The organism is Shewanella frigidimarina (assembly GCF_003797125.1).
GTDB classification, from domain to species: domain Bacteria; phylum Pseudomonadota; class Gammaproteobacteria; order Enterobacterales; family Shewanellaceae; genus Shewanella; species Shewanella frigidimarina.
Genome location: NZ_RKKE01000001.1, coordinates 256,747 through 275,902 on the forward strand (window position 1 = coordinate 256,747; position 19,156 = coordinate 275,902).

The 19,156-nt window shown below is 40.2% G+C and carries 21 protein-coding genes and 1 other annotated feature; of the genes, 7 read left to right on the forward strand and 14 right to left on the reverse strand.

Features of this window, described 5'->3' with window-relative positions:
- The first annotated feature begins 530 nt into the window (after window positions 1-530).
- Window positions 531-1,097, forward strand: coding sequence for a peptidylprolyl isomerase (gene slyD, locus EGC86_RS01100; protein WP_011638355.1), 567 nt, complete (start codon window positions 531-533; stop codon window positions 1,095-1,097).
- 246 nt (window positions 1,098-1,343) lie between these two features.
- Window positions 1,344-1,721, forward strand: coding sequence for a hypothetical protein (locus EGC86_RS01105; protein WP_011638356.1), 378 nt, complete (start codon window positions 1,344-1,346; stop codon window positions 1,719-1,721).
- Between the two features lie 253 nt (window positions 1,722-1,974).
- Here EGC86_RS01105 and trpR read toward each other — a convergent pair whose 3' ends face one another.
- Window positions 1,975-2,253 carry a trp operon repressor gene (trpR, locus tag EGC86_RS01110; RefSeq protein WP_011638357.1) on the reverse strand — a complete coding sequence of 93 codons (279 nt, stop codon included), beginning with the start codon at window positions 2,251-2,253 and terminating at the stop codon, window positions 1,975-1,977.
- 314 nt (window positions 2,254-2,567) lie between these two features.
- Between trpR and EGC86_RS01115 the strand changes: the two genes are divergently transcribed.
- A complete protein-coding gene (locus EGC86_RS01115; RefSeq protein ID WP_123776377.1) occupies window positions 2,568-3,017 on the forward strand; it encodes a c-type cytochrome in 450 nt (149 codons plus the stop codon).
- A gap of 134 nt (window positions 3,018-3,151) precedes the next feature.
- On the opposite strand, the gene EGC86_RS01120 is transcribed toward EGC86_RS01115, so the two are convergent.
- Complete coding sequence (locus EGC86_RS01120; RefSeq protein ID WP_123776378.1) at window positions 3,152-3,817, reverse strand: cytochrome b/b6 domain-containing protein; 666 nt, start codon at window positions 3,815-3,817, stop codon at window positions 3,152-3,154.
- A 495-nt stretch (window positions 3,818-4,312) separates the two neighbouring features.
- On the opposite strand from EGC86_RS01120, the gene hpf reads away from it, so the two are divergent.
- Both hpf and pheA read left to right on the forward strand, forming a co-directional pair.
- Entirely contained in the window at window positions 4,313-4,666 is a 354-nt protein-coding gene (gene hpf, locus EGC86_RS01125; protein ID WP_101086362.1) for a ribosome hibernation-promoting factor, HPF/YfiA family, read from the forward strand.
- Between the two features lie 123 nt (window positions 4,667-4,789).
- Window positions 4,790-4,911 (forward strand) — a sequence feature (Phe leader region).
- A 58-nt stretch (window positions 4,912-4,969) separates the two neighbouring features.
- The gene (gene pheA / locus EGC86_RS01130; RefSeq protein ID WP_123776379.1) at window positions 4,970-6,916 is read left to right on the forward strand and encodes a prephenate dehydratase; all 1,947 of its coding nucleotides are present in this window, start codon (window positions 4,970-4,972) and stop codon (window positions 6,914-6,916) included.
- 107 nt (window positions 6,917-7,023) lie between these two features.
- On the opposite strand, the gene EGC86_RS01135 is transcribed toward pheA, so the two are convergent.
- The 8 genes from EGC86_RS01135 to ffh all read right to left on the reverse strand — a co-directional run bounded on the left by EGC86_RS01135 (window position 7,024) and on the right by ffh (window position 13,751).
- Window positions 7,024-7,368: a hypothetical protein gene (locus EGC86_RS01135; RefSeq protein ID WP_011638362.1), complete on the reverse strand. Its 345-nt coding sequence runs from the start codon at window positions 7,366-7,368 to the stop codon at window positions 7,024-7,026.
- Between the two features lie 130 nt (window positions 7,369-7,498).
- Window positions 7,499-8,638, reverse strand: a complete 1,140-nt coding sequence (gene tyrA / locus EGC86_RS01140; RefSeq protein WP_041413153.1) for a bifunctional chorismate mutase/prephenate dehydrogenase — start codon at window positions 8,636-8,638, stop codon at window positions 7,499-7,501.
- Between the two features lie 11 nt (window positions 8,639-8,649).
- A complete protein-coding gene (locus EGC86_RS01145; protein WP_011638364.1) occupies window positions 8,650-9,741 on the reverse strand; it encodes a 3-deoxy-7-phosphoheptulonate synthase in 1,092 nt (363 codons plus the stop codon).
- Between the two features lie 454 nt (window positions 9,742-10,195).
- Window positions 10,196-10,549, reverse strand: a complete 354-nt coding sequence (rplS, locus tag EGC86_RS01150) for a 50S ribosomal protein L19 (protein ID WP_011638365.1) — start codon at window positions 10,547-10,549, stop codon at window positions 10,196-10,198.
- Between the two features lie 33 nt (window positions 10,550-10,582).
- Window positions 10,583-11,329 (reverse strand): tRNA (guanosine(37)-N1)-methyltransferase TrmD, encoded by a 747-nt coding sequence (gene trmD / locus EGC86_RS01155; protein ID WP_123776380.1) that lies wholly within the window; start codon window positions 11,327-11,329, stop codon window positions 10,583-10,585.
- A gap of 15 nt (window positions 11,330-11,344) precedes the next feature.
- Window positions 11,345-11,875 carry a ribosome maturation factor RimM gene (gene rimM / locus EGC86_RS01160; protein WP_011638367.1) on the reverse strand — a complete coding sequence of 177 codons (531 nt, stop codon included), beginning with the start codon at window positions 11,873-11,875 and terminating at the stop codon, window positions 11,345-11,347.
- A gap of 21 nt (window positions 11,876-11,896) precedes the next feature.
- Entirely contained in the window at window positions 11,897-12,148 is a 252-nt protein-coding gene (rpsP, locus tag EGC86_RS01165; RefSeq protein ID WP_011638368.1) for a 30S ribosomal protein S16, read from the reverse strand.
- 229 nt (window positions 12,149-12,377) lie between these two features.
- On the reverse strand, window positions 12,378-13,751 hold the full coding sequence (gene ffh, locus EGC86_RS01170; RefSeq protein ID WP_123776381.1) for a signal recognition particle protein: 1,374 nt from the start codon (window positions 13,749-13,751) through the stop codon (window positions 12,378-12,380).
- Window positions 13,752-14,033: 282 nt separating this feature from the next.
- On the opposite strand from ffh, the gene EGC86_RS01175 reads away from it, so the two are divergent.
- Together EGC86_RS01175 and EGC86_RS01180 are read left to right on the forward strand one after the other, a co-directional pair.
- Complete coding sequence (locus EGC86_RS01175; RefSeq protein WP_011638370.1) at window positions 14,034-14,822, forward strand: cytochrome C assembly family protein; 789 nt, start codon at window positions 14,034-14,036, stop codon at window positions 14,820-14,822.
- A 152-nt stretch (window positions 14,823-14,974) separates the two neighbouring features.
- Window positions 14,975-16,255, forward strand: a complete 1,281-nt coding sequence (locus EGC86_RS01180; RefSeq protein WP_011638371.1) for an HlyC/CorC family transporter — start codon at window positions 14,975-14,977, stop codon at window positions 16,253-16,255.
- 61 nt (window positions 16,256-16,316) lie between these two features.
- Here the strand turns inward: EGC86_RS01180 and EGC86_RS01185 are convergent, their stop codons facing one another.
- The 4 genes from EGC86_RS01185 to recO all read right to left on the reverse strand — a co-directional run bounded on the left by EGC86_RS01185 (window position 16,317) and on the right by recO (window position 19,139).
- Window positions 16,317-16,841 carry an Mpo1 family 2-hydroxy fatty acid dioxygenase gene (locus tag EGC86_RS01185; RefSeq protein WP_123776382.1) on the reverse strand — a complete coding sequence of 175 codons (525 nt, stop codon included), beginning with the start codon at window positions 16,839-16,841 and terminating at the stop codon, window positions 16,317-16,319.
- Window positions 16,842-17,198: 357 nt separating this feature from the next.
- A complete protein-coding gene (gene acpS, locus EGC86_RS01190) occupies window positions 17,199-17,579 on the reverse strand; it encodes a holo-ACP synthase (protein ID WP_123776383.1) in 381 nt (126 codons plus the stop codon).
- Window positions 17,579-18,316: a pyridoxine 5'-phosphate synthase gene (gene pdxJ / locus EGC86_RS01195; protein WP_102037721.1), complete on the reverse strand. Its 738-nt coding sequence runs from the start codon at window positions 18,314-18,316 to the stop codon at window positions 17,579-17,581. The genes acpS and pdxJ overlap by 1 nt, the downstream gene beginning before the upstream one ends.
- A 109-nt stretch (window positions 18,317-18,425) precedes the next feature.
- Window positions 18,426-19,139 carry a DNA repair protein RecO gene (gene recO / locus EGC86_RS01200; RefSeq protein WP_165872319.1) on the reverse strand — a complete coding sequence of 238 codons (714 nt, stop codon included), beginning with the start codon at window positions 19,137-19,139 and terminating at the stop codon, window positions 18,426-18,428.
- Window positions 19,140-19,156 lie beyond the last annotated feature (17 nt).

The window sequence follows — 19,156 nt, forward strand, 5'->3', positions numbered from 1 at the left end:
CGTTAGGATAAATGTTAACTGCCGATAATATTTAATCGATAATATTTAATTAGATTAAATAGCTGATCCACGTTGGCTAACAGAATTGCTTTTTTAACCTAATGTTGTCAACCCCTCATTACAGTTTATTTACTAGTTATTTTTTAAGTAGAGTTGATTTTTTTAACAATCAAGTTGTTAAAAATCTAAAATCGGTCGCCATAACCATTATTGACTGCCCAATCTAACGTTGACGTAAACGGTGAAAAAATAAGTAAAGCCAAGTAAGTTCAACAAATACAGGATTATACAAGAAGTAGTTTAATACGTACTCATAAAAAGATTACCAATAGATGTACTACCAAGATGATTTATCCGCCTTATCCATTTTCATCACTAATTAGATGATTTATTTTCAACATGAACTCAGTAAAACATGCAGCATAAGACAAAATAAAAAAAGCTGTGATTCAATAACCAAAAACTGATGTTAGCCATCGCAGCCTGATATCAAAATACGGTATGATACTCACATCACAATTGGAGGCGATATGAAAATTACAAAACATGCGGCGGTCACTATTCATTACCGCTTATCTGATGAGCAAGGTCTATTAGTAGAAAGTTCATTTGAAAGTGAACCAATGGTTTACTTACATGGCACTGAAAATTTAATTCCTGGACTTGAATCAGTTTTAGAAGGTAAAACTGTTGGTGAGAATATCGAGGCAAAGATCCCTGCGGAACAAGCCTATGGCGAATATCACCCAGGTTTAAAGCAAGAAGTTCCTGTCAGTGCATTTGGTGATGTCGAAGATATCGTTCCAGGTATGCGTTTTATCGCTGAAACTGAAATGGGTCAACGCCCTGTTCAAGTCATTGAAGTGAAAGATGATGTCATCGTTGTTGATGGTAATCACCCTCTAGCGGGTCAGTCACTGCATTTTAGTGTCGAAGTTATCGCTGTAAGAGAAGCTACAGCAGAAGAACTATCTCATGGACATATCCATGCAGAAGGCGGCTGTGGTAGCCATGGACATGATCACGGACACGACCATGAATCATGTGGCACAGAAAAACCTGGCTGTGATGGAAATGGCGGCTGTGGCTGTCGTTAATTCATTATTGATTAAATAGATAAGTTACTCATTCTATCTTTAATGTCTATTTGTCAGTAAAAAGGTTGAAACATCGTAAGGCATTGTCTAGTTACTAGGCAGTGCCTTTTTGTTTAGGTTATAGTTAGCTCGTTAATCACATCAATTAGTCAGATTTATTGTATCGACCGTTAAGGATAACTTGGGGGTACAATCCTTACTAATTGACTCCCAATATAATAATTAATACCTAGCGACGGAGTGCTTATGTTAATTAAACCGCTGTATGAATTACTGCCGTTCACTTACATGCTTGTAGGTAGTGTCAGTATTTTTTTACTCGAACCAAATTATGCACTTATTGCTTCAATTGTAGTGTATTTATATGGTGCACATATTTACAACTTACGCTCCAAGAACCGTAGAACCGACCCCAAACGTAAACGCAAATCAGGATTCATTCCCGAAACAATTTATGGTTTATTACCCTTTATTTACGTGTTGGGTGCTGTGAGCCTTTATCGGTTTTACCCTAGAGATTCCAGCACACTTTTTGCACTGTGTTTAACCACCTATGGTGGATACCTATTTTTAAGACGTTTAAGTTATCGTCACCACAGATTACCGCGAGGAATTAACCAATAGTCAGATTAACTATTGCGGTGAGGATCAAAAAGATTAACTGAACAAAAAACATGAACATTTGATTAGCAGGAATTTATGCTGAACCTAATGTAATTAACATTGATGAATGCCTATTTGATTTTATGAGTAACACTTCAGGCTCGATAGGTAATAAAAACACCTATCGAGTCAGTTATATTGGCAATTTATTAGCATTGAATTATCAGCACTGAGGACTGGAATATTGTGTCGATGCACATCGATGGCTAATTGCTTAGCCTAAAATCAATTTTTTAACTAAATCTCTTTGATGTATTGGCATATTTTTTAAATAATTTGAACACCGCGTAATCGTTGCAATACTCACTTGATGTTCTGCAGCAATTTGTCTCTGGCTCAACTCCCCTGCTAATAACGTTTGAAACACCTGTAAACGTCCAGAAACCGCACTACGTTCTTCTTCAGTTAATAACAAATGAAACAACACCGACAAATCATCTTCATTTGCATGGGTTAATATTTTTTCTACTACTAAATTCCAATTGGCACGCATTGTTTTTCTCTTTTTAGTAATGCCCAGACATTACAAGTGTACCAAGGAACGACGCCGATTAGCAAAATTGCTAGCGATAAACTTGTAATGAAAAATGAAAAATAACTGCGGTATGCTATTGATGAAAGATATCGCAAAGTGTTTATAAAATTGTGTAGAATGATGTGTAATACCCTCATAACTAAGCGCTAAAAAATCGACTAATTATTAGGCTGAACATTTAATGGTTAGCACTTTAGTTAAAATTTAGCTTAATTATGTGGATATCTGTGCTTATGGAACCAGTACCACCCACAAAAAAGTGAAGGATGACGATGAAAAAAATATTACTAACGGTTGCGGCAACCGCAATGATAATCCCTGCTGTGTTTGCGAATAATTTTGAAGAACCTGCAGATGCCATTGAATACCGCCAAGCTGCTTTCGGCTTAATTGCTTATAACTTTGGTGATATGGGCGCGATGCTAAAAGGTAAAAAACCTTTTGATGCAGCAGTATTTAGTACTCGTGCAGACAATGTTGCAGCGCTATCAAAGATACCACATGAAGGTTTTATTGCCGGTTCAGATAATGGCGATACCGAAGCACTAGCAAAAATTTGGCAGGATAAAGCCGATTTTGATAGCAAAATGACTGCATTTCAAGATAATGCTGCGGCATTAGCTGTTGCAGCTAAATCAAGCGATCAAAATAACATTAAACAAGCTTTTGCTAACACAGGTAAAAGCTGTAAAGGTTGCCACGACGTTTACAAAAAAGACTAATCTATTTTGCTACTGCGTGAATCAGTCTCTAATTTGATTGGTTAGCCATGGCAAGTAAAAGTAGCTCTGCTCAGTAGAAAAATGAAAAAAGCCCATCTTTATGGGCTTTTTTATTGGCTTTAGTTTGCCTGAAATTATAAAAAACTGACCACAGGCTCGAGAAGTAACCACCAAATAGCCGCAAATATGGCTAGCACGATAACTAACGCCATCCAAGGCGAACGCAATGTAGGTGAAGCGACCTGTTCGGTAACTTGTTTATAACCACTGAACATGGCTTTAAGTATATTGTCGCCCTTAAACACATGCACTAATACGGCAATGATATGCACCGCAGCCAAAGCCAGAATAAGATTGAAATTGGTTTTATGCAACCAGGTTAGCCACCCAGCTGTATCTGACGAAACTAGATATATCAGCGGACCTTCAGTAAAAATATCATCTGTTGCAAATAAACCGGTACTTAACTGCAACACAAGTGATCCCAGCAACACAATCACCATATAACCACCTAGTGGATTATGCCCAAGTGACGAAGGTTTAGGCTGGGCTTTCGCGTAAGCTATAACTTTTTTAGGTGCAACAAAAAAATGTGTAAACTTAGCGGTGTCACTTCCTATAAAGCCCCAAATTAATCTAAATGTAATCAGAGTCATCAATAGATACGCCAATATCTGATGCCACTGCATTTCACCTATTTCGGCTGTCCACCATAATCCGCCAATTAAACACACCATAGCCCAATGGAAAAAACGTGTTGGAAAATCCCATACCTTTATTTTTTGTTGTTCTATACTCATTAATAACCTGCTTATTACTATTCTTTACTGACAAATTATAAACTCATCAGTAATAAATAAAACAAGAAGGTTTACAAACTAATACAAATAAACATGCTTACGCAGCTAAAAAAGACAACCAAAGAAGCTTTGCTTTATAAAGAGGATGAACCTAACGAGAAGTAATAAATCAATGTCAGCTAAGTAACCAGTAACATAGGATAAAGGAGCATGCTTGTAGAGCGTTTATGAATAAGACAACCCCATACAAAATCGTGCTTGAAATTGTATGAAAAAACCTCAGCAAAGCTAATTAAGTATTAACTTATCCATACAAATATGAGCCTATATTGACAGCATTACAAGCATATTTAATGGCTTTTTTGTTCAAAACGTCTAAGAGATCAAATATGCAGCACTCGACATATAAAGTCGGTAAAAGTGTGACGTAGATCACGAATTTTATGGTTAACCTTGGTAATCTGGAGTTAAGCAAACAACAAGAAGGTTCTAAATATGCTGAAAATCACTAGCAAACAACTTGAAGTCACTGCCCTTATCCGTGAACGTATTGAAGGACGATTAGAAAAATTAAGTCGACATGATATTCAATTAATTAACCCGCACGTCATTATTACTCAAGAAAAGCAGTTGTTTAAAATAGAGGCATCAGTTGGATTACCTAGTGGAGATTTATTCGCCCAGGCAAAAAGTGAAAACCTATACGCAGCAATTACTGCAATGGGACAAAAGCTGGAAAAACAGCTAAATCGCCTGACCCATAAACCCCAGGCTCAACGCCATGTATCATTACCAAATGATACTGAAAGCGAATTTGAGTATGTCTATAAGGAGGAAAACGCCGCTTGATATTATTTCTCTCTCACCAGCGCACCTTCGGGTGCGCTTTCTTTTGTCTATAATCCAGCACTCAAGCCTTGATGAGTAAATTTACATTGACAGTCGCCTGTCAGAGCTTTAGTTTTACTTCATGAACAAAAAAATATTCAGCCTTTTTATTTTCTTTTTTATTCAGCCCACCCCTGGAGGCGGATTTTCTGTGTAAAAACGAAAATGAAAATTCTAAAGCCTCCCAACTGGGAGGCTTTTTTGTCTTATAAACTCTGCCGTATCTAGTCATGCGCCAGTATGTAGCGTCACATAGAGGTCAATATGCAAAAACCACCTGAGTTAAGTCAAACTCGCGAACAGATAACTGCACTGGATAAATCCTTATTAGCGTTACTATCTCAGCGCCGCCAATTGAGCCTAAATGTTGCACGCAGCAAAGAAGTTGATGTTAGACCTATTCGAGATACACAACGAGAGAAAGAGCTACTTGAAAGACTTGTGCAGCAAGGGCGTGACCAAGGACTTGATGCGCACTTTGTGATATCGCTTTATCAAAGCATTATTGAAGACTCAGTGTTATTTCAGCAAACGTATCTTCATGGTAGAGCAAACCCAGACACTCAAAAGCAGCAATATACTGTGGCTTATTTAGGTGCAAGGGGTTCTTACTCTTACTTAGCGGCGAGCCGTTACTGCTCACGCCGTCAAGTGGAAATGCTAGATTTTGGGTGTAAAAGTTTTGATGAAATCGTTAATGCCGTCGAATCAGGTCATGCCGATTATGGCTTTTTACCGATTGAAAATACTTCTTCTGGATCTATCAATGAAGTGTATGACGTACTTCAACATACAACACTATCGATTGTGGGCGAAACGACTATTGAAGTGAGCCATTGCTTACTCACTAAACCCAACAGTAAACTATCTGATATCAAAACTATTTATGCTCATCCACAACCAATCAGTCAGTGCAGCCGCTATTTAAGTCAGCACCCACATATCAAACTTGAATATTGTTCTAGTAGTGCTGAAGCTATGACAAAAGTTGTCGAGGCAGACAACAACACTGTCGCAGCAATAGGCAGTGCTGAAGGCGGAGCGTTATACCAATTAATTGCAATGGAACAAGGTTTGGCAAACCAAAAAATCAATCAGAGTCGTTTTATCGTTGTCGCTCGAAAAGCTTCTGCGGTGCCTTCTCAGCTGCCAGCAAAAACCACCTTGATCATGGCAACAGGACAGAAACCTGGAGCATTAGTGGAAGCACTACTGGTACTTAAAGCTCATAATTTGAATATGAGTAAGTTAGAATCTCGTCCGATACCAGGGACACCATGGGAGGAGATGTTTTACCTCGATATTGATGGCAACTTAGCGACTACCGAAGTACAACAAGCAATTAAAGAGTTAGAGCGCCTTACACGTTTTATCAAAGTATTAGGTTGTTATCCTTGTGAAACCGTTAAACCGACACAATTATCGCAAGCTCAGTTATTGATTGAACCCGGTAGCTCTAAACAAGAGCCAGTCAAGACGGTACCCCATAGCCAAGCTAAGCATTCACGCGACTATAAATCACAAGATACTCAATTGTTTTGCCAGCACTTACAAATAGGTGCAGGACAATTTAGCGCATTACAACAAATTAACTTACCGATAGATAATACCGAACTGGCTACGCAAGCAAAGCACATCAAAGAATCAGGCTTTCAAGCTATTGTGCTCAATGATTTAAAACAACAACTCAATGAACAACAATTAAAGCAGCATGCACAGGTCATTGAACAAGCCGGTTTATTATGTGTAATGCAAATAGACCAAGAACAAGAATTTATCATTGCGAGCCAATTAGCAGATATGCTGATATTAAGTGGTAAACAAATGTATAACCCAGACATGTTAACCTTAATTGGTTCCGTCAATTTACCGGTAATATTAGAAAGAAATACCATGGCTAGTATTGATGATTGGCTACAAGCTGCCGATACAGTCCTTAGCCACGGAAATCAACAGCTCGGGCTAAGCGAATCAGGTGTACGCAGTTTCACGCACCCAGAGCAGTTAAGCCTCGATTTAGCTGGATTGGTTGAAGTGAAATCCCGCAGCCATTTACCCGTCATCGTTAACACCAGCTTCAGCATTAATGCTGCACTGCTAAATACTCACGCAAATGCTGTTAAGCAACTTAATGCTGATGGAATTATATTGTTACATCAGGATGGAGCATCGCAAGCTGAAATTATTCATGGTTTATACCAAGCAAAGTAACGATTAAATAACCAAGAATGACACACATAAAAATGCCGAGAACATTCTCGGCATTTTTATAATTCGCAATTGTAAAAGGTAATTAGTTACTCAAGTTTACTCAATAATTATACTGCTAGGCCATCATTTAAACTTATCCAGCCTTTAAAAATACGATAACTGAACCAGCTAACACCCAGTAAGTACATAGGTAAACTCAGCCATAATGGGCTGAGCCAATATCCTGCAATAAAAAATGGGCAGAGGCCAATAATACTCATGCGTTGCCAACGTAGATGGCTACCCAATACAGAATCTGGATTGACGTTCTTTTGGATTAAATTAAGCCAAAAACTCAATAATACTGGCACAAAAAATAATGGAAAAGCACTCATTAAACCGTAAAGAAAATGCCCTAAGGAATTATCTTCAACCTGTTGAACAGGTAGCATATTCGATGGCATCATCGACATGGGGTAACCTCCAAAGGTAACTAAGTTTATTGAGCTAACACTGCGTTATTTGGCGACGGTGTTAATTAAACATAAGCTTTGTGTCACTATTTGGCAATATTTAGTTCAATTAATAATGCTTCACTTAACGCTATCCAGCTTTCATATCATTAACAGATTGCAACATGGCGCGGCTTTCATGTTGGAACTGCGGCGCAAAATCACCAAACCATTTAGCGACACGCTGGAACTGCTCCACAAAGGCTTGCCTATTACCCGTTTGCAACATTGTTAATGCATCACGATAATTATCAAGATAATCACTAATAGCGTGTTGACTACCTGGTTGAGCAAAAATTATATCGGCATAAAGCTCCGGATCTTGAGCAAATAAACGACCTACCATGGCTAACTCTAAACGATAAATCGGTGAGCTAAACTGTAATAAATTACCAATATCAGCTTCTTCTTTGCACAAGTTGACGCCATACACGAATGTTGAAAAGTGACGCATAGCCTGCACTAGCTGCATCGCTTTATCATGACGCTCTGCTTCAGCTTCAACTATACGAGCCCCCCAAATTTCAATCTGTTGTAGTAACCATTGATACGCTTCTTGATGACGACCATGACACACTACCACCACCTGTTTAGCAAGACTGCCAACATCAGGGCCAAACATAGGATGCAGACCTACTACCGGGCCTTTGTGTGCCGCTAACATTGCAGTTAAAGGTGCTTCTTTAATCGAGGTGAGATCAGCTAAAATACAATTTTCAGGTAGCTGCGTTAACTTGTCGCGGATCACTTCGCACGTCACATTTATGGGTACGGTAACAATCACTAATCCTGCACCATCAAAAATGGCGGCGGCATCTTGCCAATCATTTTTATCTATACTTTTAACTTCATAACCAGAAAGAACCAACATTTGGCTAAATAACTGTCCCAGTTTGCCCTGACCACCCACAACGACCACATGACCCAGATCTTGCTTAATCTGCTTAAACCCAACATCTTTTTCATTTAGGTAAGATTCGCGCATAAGTCGACGTAAAATATCTTCAATTAACTGTGGTGAGACATTCATTTTTTGTGCTTCGTCTCGACGTTTAGCTAACATCGATGCTTCACGCTGTGGGGCATAAATAGGTACACCAGCCGCATGTTTTACGGCACCAACTTGCGCCACTAAATCGAGACGTTTACGTAATAAATGCAGTAATTGTTGATCAACTCCATCAATTAAATCACGAAGATGCTCTAAGCCTGCTGTGGTTTTTTCATTCATCTGTTTATCCATTAACCGTTAACAACCTGCAGCGTCTCAAAACGCGTTGGTAATACTGCAGACAACTGGTTAGCGCCTTGTCTTAAAATGGTTTCAGTAGTTTCCCAATCAATGCATGCGTCAGTGACAGAAACACCATACTTTAGCTCTGCTAACGGTTTATCTGAACTCTGATTACCTTCATTGAGGTTACTTTCAAGCATAACACCGATGATAGATTTATTACCTGCTTCAATTTGGTTAAATACATCTTCGCAAACGTTTTTTTGACGTTGATGATCTTTTGATGAATTACCATGACTGCAGTCAACGACTAAACGAGCACTGAGTTTGGCTTTATGAATTTGTGCTTCACTCTGAGCAACACTGTCAGCATCATAGTTAGGCGCTAACCCGCCACGCAAAATAATGTGCCCATCTGGGTTACCAGCTGTTTGCAATAATGAAACTTGACCTTCTTGGTTAATGCCCATAAAGCGGTGGCTGCTGGCAGCTGATTTTAATGCATTAATAGCCACTTCCAACTTACCATCTGTGCCATTTTTAAAACCAACAGGCATCGACAAACCTGAAGCCATTTCTCGATGAGTTTGCGACTCTGTGGTTCTTGCGCCAATTGCAGACCAAGTAACTAATTCGGATAAATATTGTGGACTGATCGGATCCAGCGCTTCTGTCGCGATAGGCAATTCAAGTTCAGCAAGCCAAATCATGAGTTCTCGAGCCATTCTGAGTCCTTTCTCGACATCAAATGACTCATCCATATCAGGGTCATTAATCAACCCTTTCCAGCCGACCGTTGTGCGAGGCTTTTCGAAATACACGCGCATTAAGATGTAGAAGTCATCACTGAGTTCATCATGTAACTTTTTCAGTTTTAATGCATACTCTTTTGCCGCTGCAATATCATGAATAGAACATGGCCCCGTCACCACAAGCACGCGATTATCACGTTTGTGGACAATATCTGAGACTTGCTTGCGAGCATTTAGAATATATTGATAAGCATGAGTTGATAATGGAAGTTCTTGCTTTAACTCTGCTGGAGTCACTAGCACTTGTTCTGAACTGATGTGCACATTATTAATGGTATCTTGTTGCATACTTATCACTCTCTTTTGACGACAGACCAAAGGTCACTAATAGATTTGATTTTTAGGTATTAGACAATACAATCTGTATTTTTGTAACGCTACACCATTACACCTTAAAAGCAACTATGCCTGTGCAAAGGTTCTAGAGCAAGGCTTATTTACACAAAAGGTAAAAAATTACTTAACCTAAGAGGTATTGAACAAAAAACACTCAAATACGCTTCTTGTACTTTTTCGCTGTTATCGCTCTATTCGTTGTTATCGCTCTATTCGTTGTTATCGCTCTATTCGTTGTTATCGCTCTATTCGTTGTTATCGCTCTATTCGTTGTTATCGCTCTATTCGTTGTTATCGCTTTATTCGTTGTTATCGCTTTATTATTTTTAAAAGTCCCACAAACAAAAACCCGCCTTTCGGCGGGTTGTTGTGCGAACACTGCATCTTTATTCTGTATCGGTAACTATTACTTAGTTGCCAATTTTTCACGGATACGTGCAGACTTACCTGAACGCTCACGTAAATAGTACAGTTTAGCACGACGTACACGACCGCGACGCTTAACTTCGATGCTAGCAATTAGCGGGCTGTGCGTCTGGAAAGCACGCTCAACACCTTCGCCATTAGAGATTTTACGTACTGTGAATGCTGAATGCAGACCACGGTTACGCTTAGCAATTACCAAACCTTCAAAAGCCTGAAGACGCTCTTTTTCGCCTTCTTTAACACGTACTTGAACTACTACTGTATCACCAGCACCAAAATCAGGCACATCTGTTTTCATTTGCTCATCGTTGAGCATTTTAATGATGTTGTTCATAATTACTCCATCCTAGTAATAACTGAGCGTTGACTATGCGGACTTGTCCGTTTCATTCACGAACTGCGCTAATAAAGTCGTTTGTTCGTCAGTCAGAGCTAGATTTTCAAATAATTCTGGTCGTCTCAAAAAAGTTCTTCCGATACTTTGTTGTAAACGCCAGAGTCTAATTTTTTCGTGGTCACCGCTTAGCAGCACTGCGGGTACGTCAAGACAATCCAATTGTTCAGGGCGTGTATAATGAGGACAATCCAGTAAACCATCAGAGAAAGAATCTTGCTCTGCTGACGCTTGCTTGCCCAGTACACCAGGTACTAAACGAGCCACTGAATCGATTAAAGTCATTGCCGGTAACTCACCACCCGAAAGTACGTAATCACCAATAGACCATTCTTCATCAACTTCTGTTTGAATAATGCGCTCATCAACACCTTCGTATCGACCACACACTAAAATCAAACACTCTGATTTAGCTAACTCAGTAACGCCATGCTGATCCAGCTTGCGTCCCTGAGGAGATAGATAAATCACTTTTGCCCTATCACCTGCAGCGGCTTTAGCTGCATGGATAGCATCACGTAGAGGTTGCACCATCATTAACATACCGGGCCCACCACCATAAGGTCGGTCGTCCACAGTATTATGTCTATCATGGGTGAAATCTCGAGGATTCCACGTTTGCACCTCTAGCAGGCCGTTTTTCACGGCTCGACCCGTAACCCCAAAGTCTGTAACAGCACGAAACATCTCTGGAAACAGGGTGATTACCCCTAACCACATATGTTGTACCTCGACTTAGAAGTCAGGATCCCAATCCACTAAAATCTGTTTCCCTTGCAAGTCCACCTGTTTGATGAACTGCTCAGGGACAAAGGGGATCATACGTTCCGCTTTGCCGAAGGCATCTTTGGCATTAGCTTTAATCAGCAGCACGTCGTTTGATCCTGTTTCCACGATCTGATCAACAATACCCATGTTATAGCCGTTTATATTGGTCACTTCGCAGCCGATAAGATCACGATGATAGAATTCACTATCATCCAAATCTTTCATTTGCTCAGGCATGATCGCAATTTCACAATTTGTGAGCATTTGCGCATGTTCTCTGGTAGCGACACCTTCTAGTTCAGCCACTACAGCTTTACCTTGAAAACGCCACTGAGCGACCTTAACTTCACGCCAAACGCCTTGTTCTTTTATAAGCCAAGGCGAATAATCGAAAATACCTTCAACAGAATCGGTATAGGAAGTGATTTTTAGCCAACCTTTAATACCATGACTGGAACCTAACTTACCCAGTACAACTAGCTCTTGGTTACTACTCATCTATCTATACCTTATACGCAATTAAGCAACAGCTTTACGCGCGTCTTTAATCAGTTTTGCAACACGCTCAGATGTTGCAGCGCCAGTAGCAACCCAGTGCTCAACACGATCAAGATCTAAACGTAAAGTTTCTTCTTGGCCACGAGCCAATGGATTGAAAAAACCTACACGTTCGATGAAACGACCGTCACGAGCATTGCGGCTATCAGCAACAACGATATTGTAAAATGGACGCTTTTTTGCGCCGCCACGAGCTAAACGAATGGTAACCATGCGTTTTATTCCTCTAATGATTTGCTAGAAGCAAAAATAAAAACTGGAACTCCGTGTTCGCGAAGAGTCCCAGAAAGAAAGCCGGAAGATTTTACCTGACTTTTGAACTATTGCAACCAAATCTGATGATTTTTAGCTCACCCATTTTGTTGCAATAAAGTCAAAAATATAACCTAACCAACTGATTGAATTTAAAAATTACTAGTTTTGCTCTTGAAAGATGCTGTTATTATCTACCAGGAAACTTCATTCCTGGTGGTAACATTCCGCCCATTCCGCGCATCATCTTCTTCATTCCACCCTTGCCAGACATCTTTTTCATCATTTTCTGCATTTGGGTAAATTGCTTCAATAAGCGGTTTACATCTTGAATTTGGGTACCAGAACCGCCAGCGATTCTACGTTTACGAGATCCTTTAATCAAATCTGGATTCTTACGTTCTTTAGAAGTCATTGAATTAATAATGGCTTCCATTTGTCCGGTCATTTTACCGTCTTGAACCTGAGCCAATGCTTCAGGTGGTAATTGTCCCACACCAGGAAGCTTCTCAAGCATGTTCATCATTCCGCCCATGTTTTTCATTTGCTGTAATTGCTCACGAAAATCTTCTAGGTCGAAACTGCCGCCAGATTTAACTTTTGAAGCCAGCTTCATCGCTTTGTCTTTATCGACGCCACGTTCAACTTCTTCAATTAAAGACAACACATCACCCATTCCGAGAATACGCGAAGCAATACGGTCTGGATGGAAAGGTTCTAGAGCATCGGTTTTCTCACCAACACCTAAAAATTTAATCGGTTTACCTGTGATACTGCGAATCGATAACGCAGCACCACCGCGAGCATCACCATCAACTTTGGTTAAGATAACACCCGTCAAAGGTAAAGCTTCATTGAATGCTTTAGCCGTGTTGGCGGCGTCTTGCCCCGTCATCGCATCAACAACAAATAACGTTTCTACCGGATTGACAGTTGCATGCAGCTGTTTGATTTCATCCATCATGGCTTCATCAACGTGCAGGCGACCTGCTGTATCGACAATCACCACATCAATGAATTTTAATTTTGCATAGCTTATTGCTGCTTTAGCAATATCAACAGGCTTTTGGCTCACGTCAGACGGAAAGAATTCAACCTCGACTTCTGTTGCCAATGTCTCAAGTTGCTTAATCGCTGCTGGACGGTATACGTCAGCACTAACAACAAGGACTGATTTTTTATGACGAGTGCGTAAAAACTTACCTAATTTGGCTACCGAGGTTGTTTTACCCGCGCCTTGAAGACCCGCCATCATGATCACGGCTGGAGGTATTGCCGCTAGGTCGAGGGCTTCATTCGCCTCACCCATGGCTTTTTCAAGCTCATTTTGGACAATTTTAATAAACGCTTGCCCTGGGCTTAAGCTTTTTGACACCTCTTGACCTACAGCGCGTTCTTTAACGCTGTTAACGAAGTCTCTAACAACAGGTAAAGCTACATCCGCCTCAAGCAGCGCCATACGCACTTCACGCAGGGTTTCTTTAATGTTGTCTTCTGTTAAGCGACCACGGCCACTAATGTTTTTTAGTGTGCGTGAAAGTCTGTCAGATAAATTTTCAAACATTGAGCGGCTCTTTTAAGCATATCGATAATTGTGCCCATTATACCCAAGCCACTCTAAATTACGATACTTGCAACACGAAGAACTTAAACACTGGCTCATTTTGAGTAAATAAACTGTAGCTAAAGGCAGGAAACTGTTAAATTTTGGGTCTTAGGTCACTGCCATATTAGGCCCTGATCATGTTAATCTAATAAAATAATGAAAATGTGATGCTTTGATAGTATTGTTCAACACTCACAGCGCAGTTTTTCAGCATTAATTACTATGATAGGTTGAGTCTCAATGGTTATTTTTTCAGCGGCAGCCATGCTGTTTTATTGTTTAGCTTTGGTTTTAGTAACAAGCCGACTTTTTCATGTTGAAGGGCCTAACCGTAAGGCCGTTATGGTGGCTTCTGGTATTGCCGTCATCATGCACGGTTTTGCGCTTTCGAATGCAGTGTTTACCGTAGATGGACAAAACTTTAGTTTAACCAACGTGATTTCATTGGTTAACTGGATTATTGCATTAACGTTCACTATCACAATGCCTCGACTTAAAGTCATCATTGTTGTTCCCGTTGTGTATGCCTGCTCAATTTTATCAGTAGCACTTCTATGGTTAGTGCCACCGCAGTTTATTACTCACTTTGAAATACACCCTGAGCTCCTAGCGCATGTAGTATTATCACTTATGGCGTATAGCGCCTTGATGATAGCGGCTATGTATGCCATTCAGCTGTTGTTTATCCAGAATAAACTGAAGAAAAAACAGATGATGATGAGCCCTGCTATGCCACCATTAATGACGGTTGAAAAGCAACTTTATCACCTCATCATAATTGGTTTTATCTTACTTAGTTTATCGCTGGTAACAGGATTTGTATTTTTAGATGATATGTTTGGCGACGGTAAAGGCCATAAAGCAATATTGTCCATAATCGCTTGGGTGGTTTACGCCGTGATGTTGTGGCAGCAATATACAGTTGGCTGTAGAATCCGTACCGCAGTGATTTATAGCTTATCGGGTGCAGGCTTACTATCGCTAGCTTATTTTGGCGCTAGAGTTGTTAAAGAATTGATATTAAACTGATTTTAATATTTTTACACTGAATAAGCTTTTCTATTCTGTTGAAAAATAACCTAGATTACTTGACACTAACGGCCAATAATAAATAATGGCCGTTAAATTTATGACAATTTGGCCAATAGGCCAATTTCACACCACTTCATGGGGCCCCTTTTTTGGACGCTATATCTACCAGCGCACTCCTTATTTTCCTTTTGGTTTTAATCGTGATTTCTGCTTATTTTTCTGGTTCAGAAACCGCAATGATGAGCCTCAACCGATACCGCTTACGACATCTTGCGTCCAATGACCACAAAGGTGCCCAGCGTGCCTTAAAGTTATTAGATCGCCCAGATCGACTCATTGGCTTGATTCTCATCGGCAATAACCTGGTTAACATTCTTGCATCAGCAATTGCGACTATTATCGGTATGCGCTTATTTGGTGATATGGGTGTTGCTATTGCTACAGGTGTTCTGACTATTGTGGTGTTAGTGTTTGCAGAAGTCACACCAAAAACGTTTGCGGCTTTGCACCCTGAACGTATTGCATTCCCGTCGAGTATTTTATTAGGTTGGTTATTAATATTGCTGTCGCCATTAGTGAAAGCAATCAACTTAATTACCTCCATGTTTTTACGTTTGATGGGTATTAAAACAGTTAAAACAAGTGATGCGTTAAGCCAAGAAGAACTGCGTACCGTTGTGCATGAAGCTGGAGCACTGATCCCACAGCGTCACCAAGAAATGTTATTGTCGATTTTAGATTTAGAAAAAGTCACCGTCGAAGACATTATGATTTCGCGTTCAGATATTTATGCGATTAACGTCAATGACGACTTTAAATTGATAAATAAGCAAGTAATTCAAAGTCCGCATACTCGAGTATTAGTCTATCGCGATAACATCGATGATGCAGTCGGGTTTATTCACTTGCGCGATGCATTACGCTTACAATCTAAAGAGCAATTCAGCAAGTCGTCATTATTACGGGCTGTTAAGGAGTTATACTTTATTCCTGAAGGCACACCACTAAACGTTCAATTGACTAATTTCCAGCAAAATAAAGAACGTATAGGCTTGGTTGTTGATGAGTATGGTGATATTCAGGGGTTAGTCACACTCGAAGATATTCTAGAAGAGATTGTCGGTGACTTCACTACCTCGATGCTGACCACAGCAAGTGAAGACATTAATATCCAACAAGATGGTAGTTTCTTAATTGATGCCACGATTAACATTCGTGACCTTAATAAAGAAATGAAATGGAATCTTCCGATTGATGGCCCTAAAACCTTAAATGGCCTTATCATTGAATTTCTCGAAGATATTCCAGCTGCAAACACCAGCTTACGCATCGTTGATTATCAAATAGAAGTTATCGATGTTGCGGATAATATGATTAAAACAGTCAGAGTTTTACCCAGTAATTTAACGTTAATTGATGATAACGAATAGATTTTCACACTTAAAAAAGGCGCTGCAAGCGCCTTTTTTATTGCCATGAATTCGTCATTCATTACAACGCACGACGTTTAGCCTCTAAAGCACGGCGTTTATCACGTGCGATTGGGGTAATTTCTGCGGCTAAGTCTTTCTCCAAACCCAATATAAAATACAACTCTGCCATCAAAAAAAATGGCCCAATCAGAAGCTGATTGAGATCATCCATAAAAGCAGGTTTAGCCTTTTCATATTTATGGCCAATAAACTGAATAACCCAGCCAATAACAAAAATACTAATGGCAACGATAAAGGGATGTGAAGTATGAACAACCAGCTCAGTGGTATATAACACCGGCAGAATGAACAATACTAATCCAAGTGCCAGGCGCATATGAAGTGCCATATAGTAGCCCAATACCACAACAGCTAATATCATCGCAGCACTCACTTGATAATCCTGCCATGCAAAGCGAAGTGTCCCCAGCATCAAAAAAGCCGACCAGATAATCATTGGAACACCGACAAAATGCGTCTTTATGTTTTGTGGGTTTAAATGCACACTTTTATAAGTTGAAAGTTGTTCTACTGCCGATTTCATTTTTGATTCTCTCTAGTTAACCTCAGCTCAAAAGAAGGAATGAGGTAGCTAAACTGGCATGATGACATTCGATCTTATTCATATTTAACGGATCATTTTTGCTTACTATCCGTATTGATTTACCAATAATAATCTAGTGTGATGTCATCGTATTAGTATAGAAAAAGACTGTTTGATGTCAGTTATCATCTCGTTCTGAGATGAGTTGTTGTTATCTCGTTCTGAGATGAGTTGTTGTTATCTCGTTCTGAGATGAGTTGTTGTTATCTTGTTAATCTACCCCACTTGCGGCAATTTTGAAAGCTCACAAAAAAAGGCGCTAATGCGCCTTTAATACATAGCTTAATATGATTCACATCAACTTTCTAACACCACAGTGGCTACAGCATAATGTTTTTCATCTGCAATACTGATAAAACCTTGCTTGCCGGCTAATTGTTCCAGCCGTGCTAGCGCGCCATCGGTAAAACGTACCTGGGGTGCACCATTAGCATCATTGTCGATATGGATATGTTGAAACGACACACCTCGGCCAATTCCTGTGCCTAAGGCTTTTGCTGCAGCTTCTTTGGCGGCAAAACGTTTAGCTAAAAATCGCTCAGGATGTTTTGATTGCAAGTAAGTAGCAAGCTCATGTTCAGTCAGTACTCGCCTAGCTAATCTGTCTCCTAGGCGCTCTCGCTGCTCACTGATGCGGGCAATCTCAACAATGTCTGTTCCGATCCCTACAATCGCCATTATTCGCCTCTGCGGCCTTCAAGCATCAGTTTCTTCATGTCTCGTACTGCAGTGTCTAAACCATCAATAGCGGCTCGAGCAATTACAGCATGACCAATATTAAGCTCATAAAGCTCAGGAATAGCCGCGATAGCCTTAACATTGTGATAATGCAATCCGTGGCCAGCATTAACCACTAAACCTTTACTGTGTGCATATTGTGCCATTTCAGTAATACGAGCTAATTCATCTGCCTGTTCAGCATCGGTGATGGCATCAGCATAACAACCCGTGTGGATCTCAATATATGGTGCGCCAGATAACACTGCGGCATCAATTTGAGTTTTATCAGCATCAATAAACAATGACACTTTAATACCTTCTGCAGCCAAACGAGTGACGGCTGAGCGGATTTTGTCTAATTGACCTGCGACATCAAGACCGCCTTCCGTAGTTAGCTCTTCACGCTTCTCTGGGACTAAACACGCATACGCTGGTTTTATATCACAGGCGATAGCGATCATTTCTTCTGTTACAGCAAACTCGAAGTTCATTCTGGTCTTCAATGTTTTTGCCAATAAATACACATCACGATCTTGAATATGGCGACGGTCTTCACGTAAATGTATCGTGATACCATCGGCACCAGCATGCTCTGCTACAGCGGCGGCGTGCACGGGATCAGGATAATGAGTACCGCGAGCCTGACGCAATGTCGCGATATGATCGATGTTAATGCCTAATAGTATTCCGCTCACATCGAGCTCCTTAAGATAATAAATAACACAATGAGGCACACGATAACCAAAGTTATGCACTAATTTACAAGTGTTTGGCCCATGTGTTGGGTTAAAAAAATATTATATGCTAATCCGCTTTGTTACTGAATAACTGCCTACTTAATAACGGCTTATTACCTAACAATGGTGTGAGTAAATAACGCATTAACCCTTTGGCTTGATTAAACTGTTCAGGTTGCAGGTTTTGTGATGCCAATGCTAGCAACATTGCTCCAGATAAGCAGCCTTTGCCATGAGAAAAAGGGCTTTCTTGAGTAGTGGCTACAGGGATAAAACCACTCTCGGCAATAAACCGATAGTGGCAACTGTCATCTAACGAGTCACCTTGGGTGTCATAAGCAAGAGACGGCAATGCACCTAACTCGAGTAACAATGCCATTTCAAAATAACGCAGGTGGCTTGAACAAAACTGTTTAGCTAACGCCAGTAGCGCACGATGATAATCGAGAAAGAGACCTTCCGCTTGGTGATCTACTGATAATAGGCGAACCAATATTTCGTTTAGGTAAAAACCAGAATAAAGACTATTACCGCTCAGCGGCATAGCAGGTGCAGCGGATTCAATTTGGGTAATATTTTTCAACCCTAAATTTCTGGCTTCGGACTGGGCACTAAATTGGATAATTAGCGGTTGAAAAGGTTGTAAGATACTTTTAATTGACCGTTTACCAGAACCGACTCGAGTAATTGCATCAACACGTCCAACACCCTCTACCAGCAAATTAACGATCACGCTCGATTCACGAAATTGTCGATGATGAAGCACATAGCCACGTTTCATAGTGGCCATGCCTATAA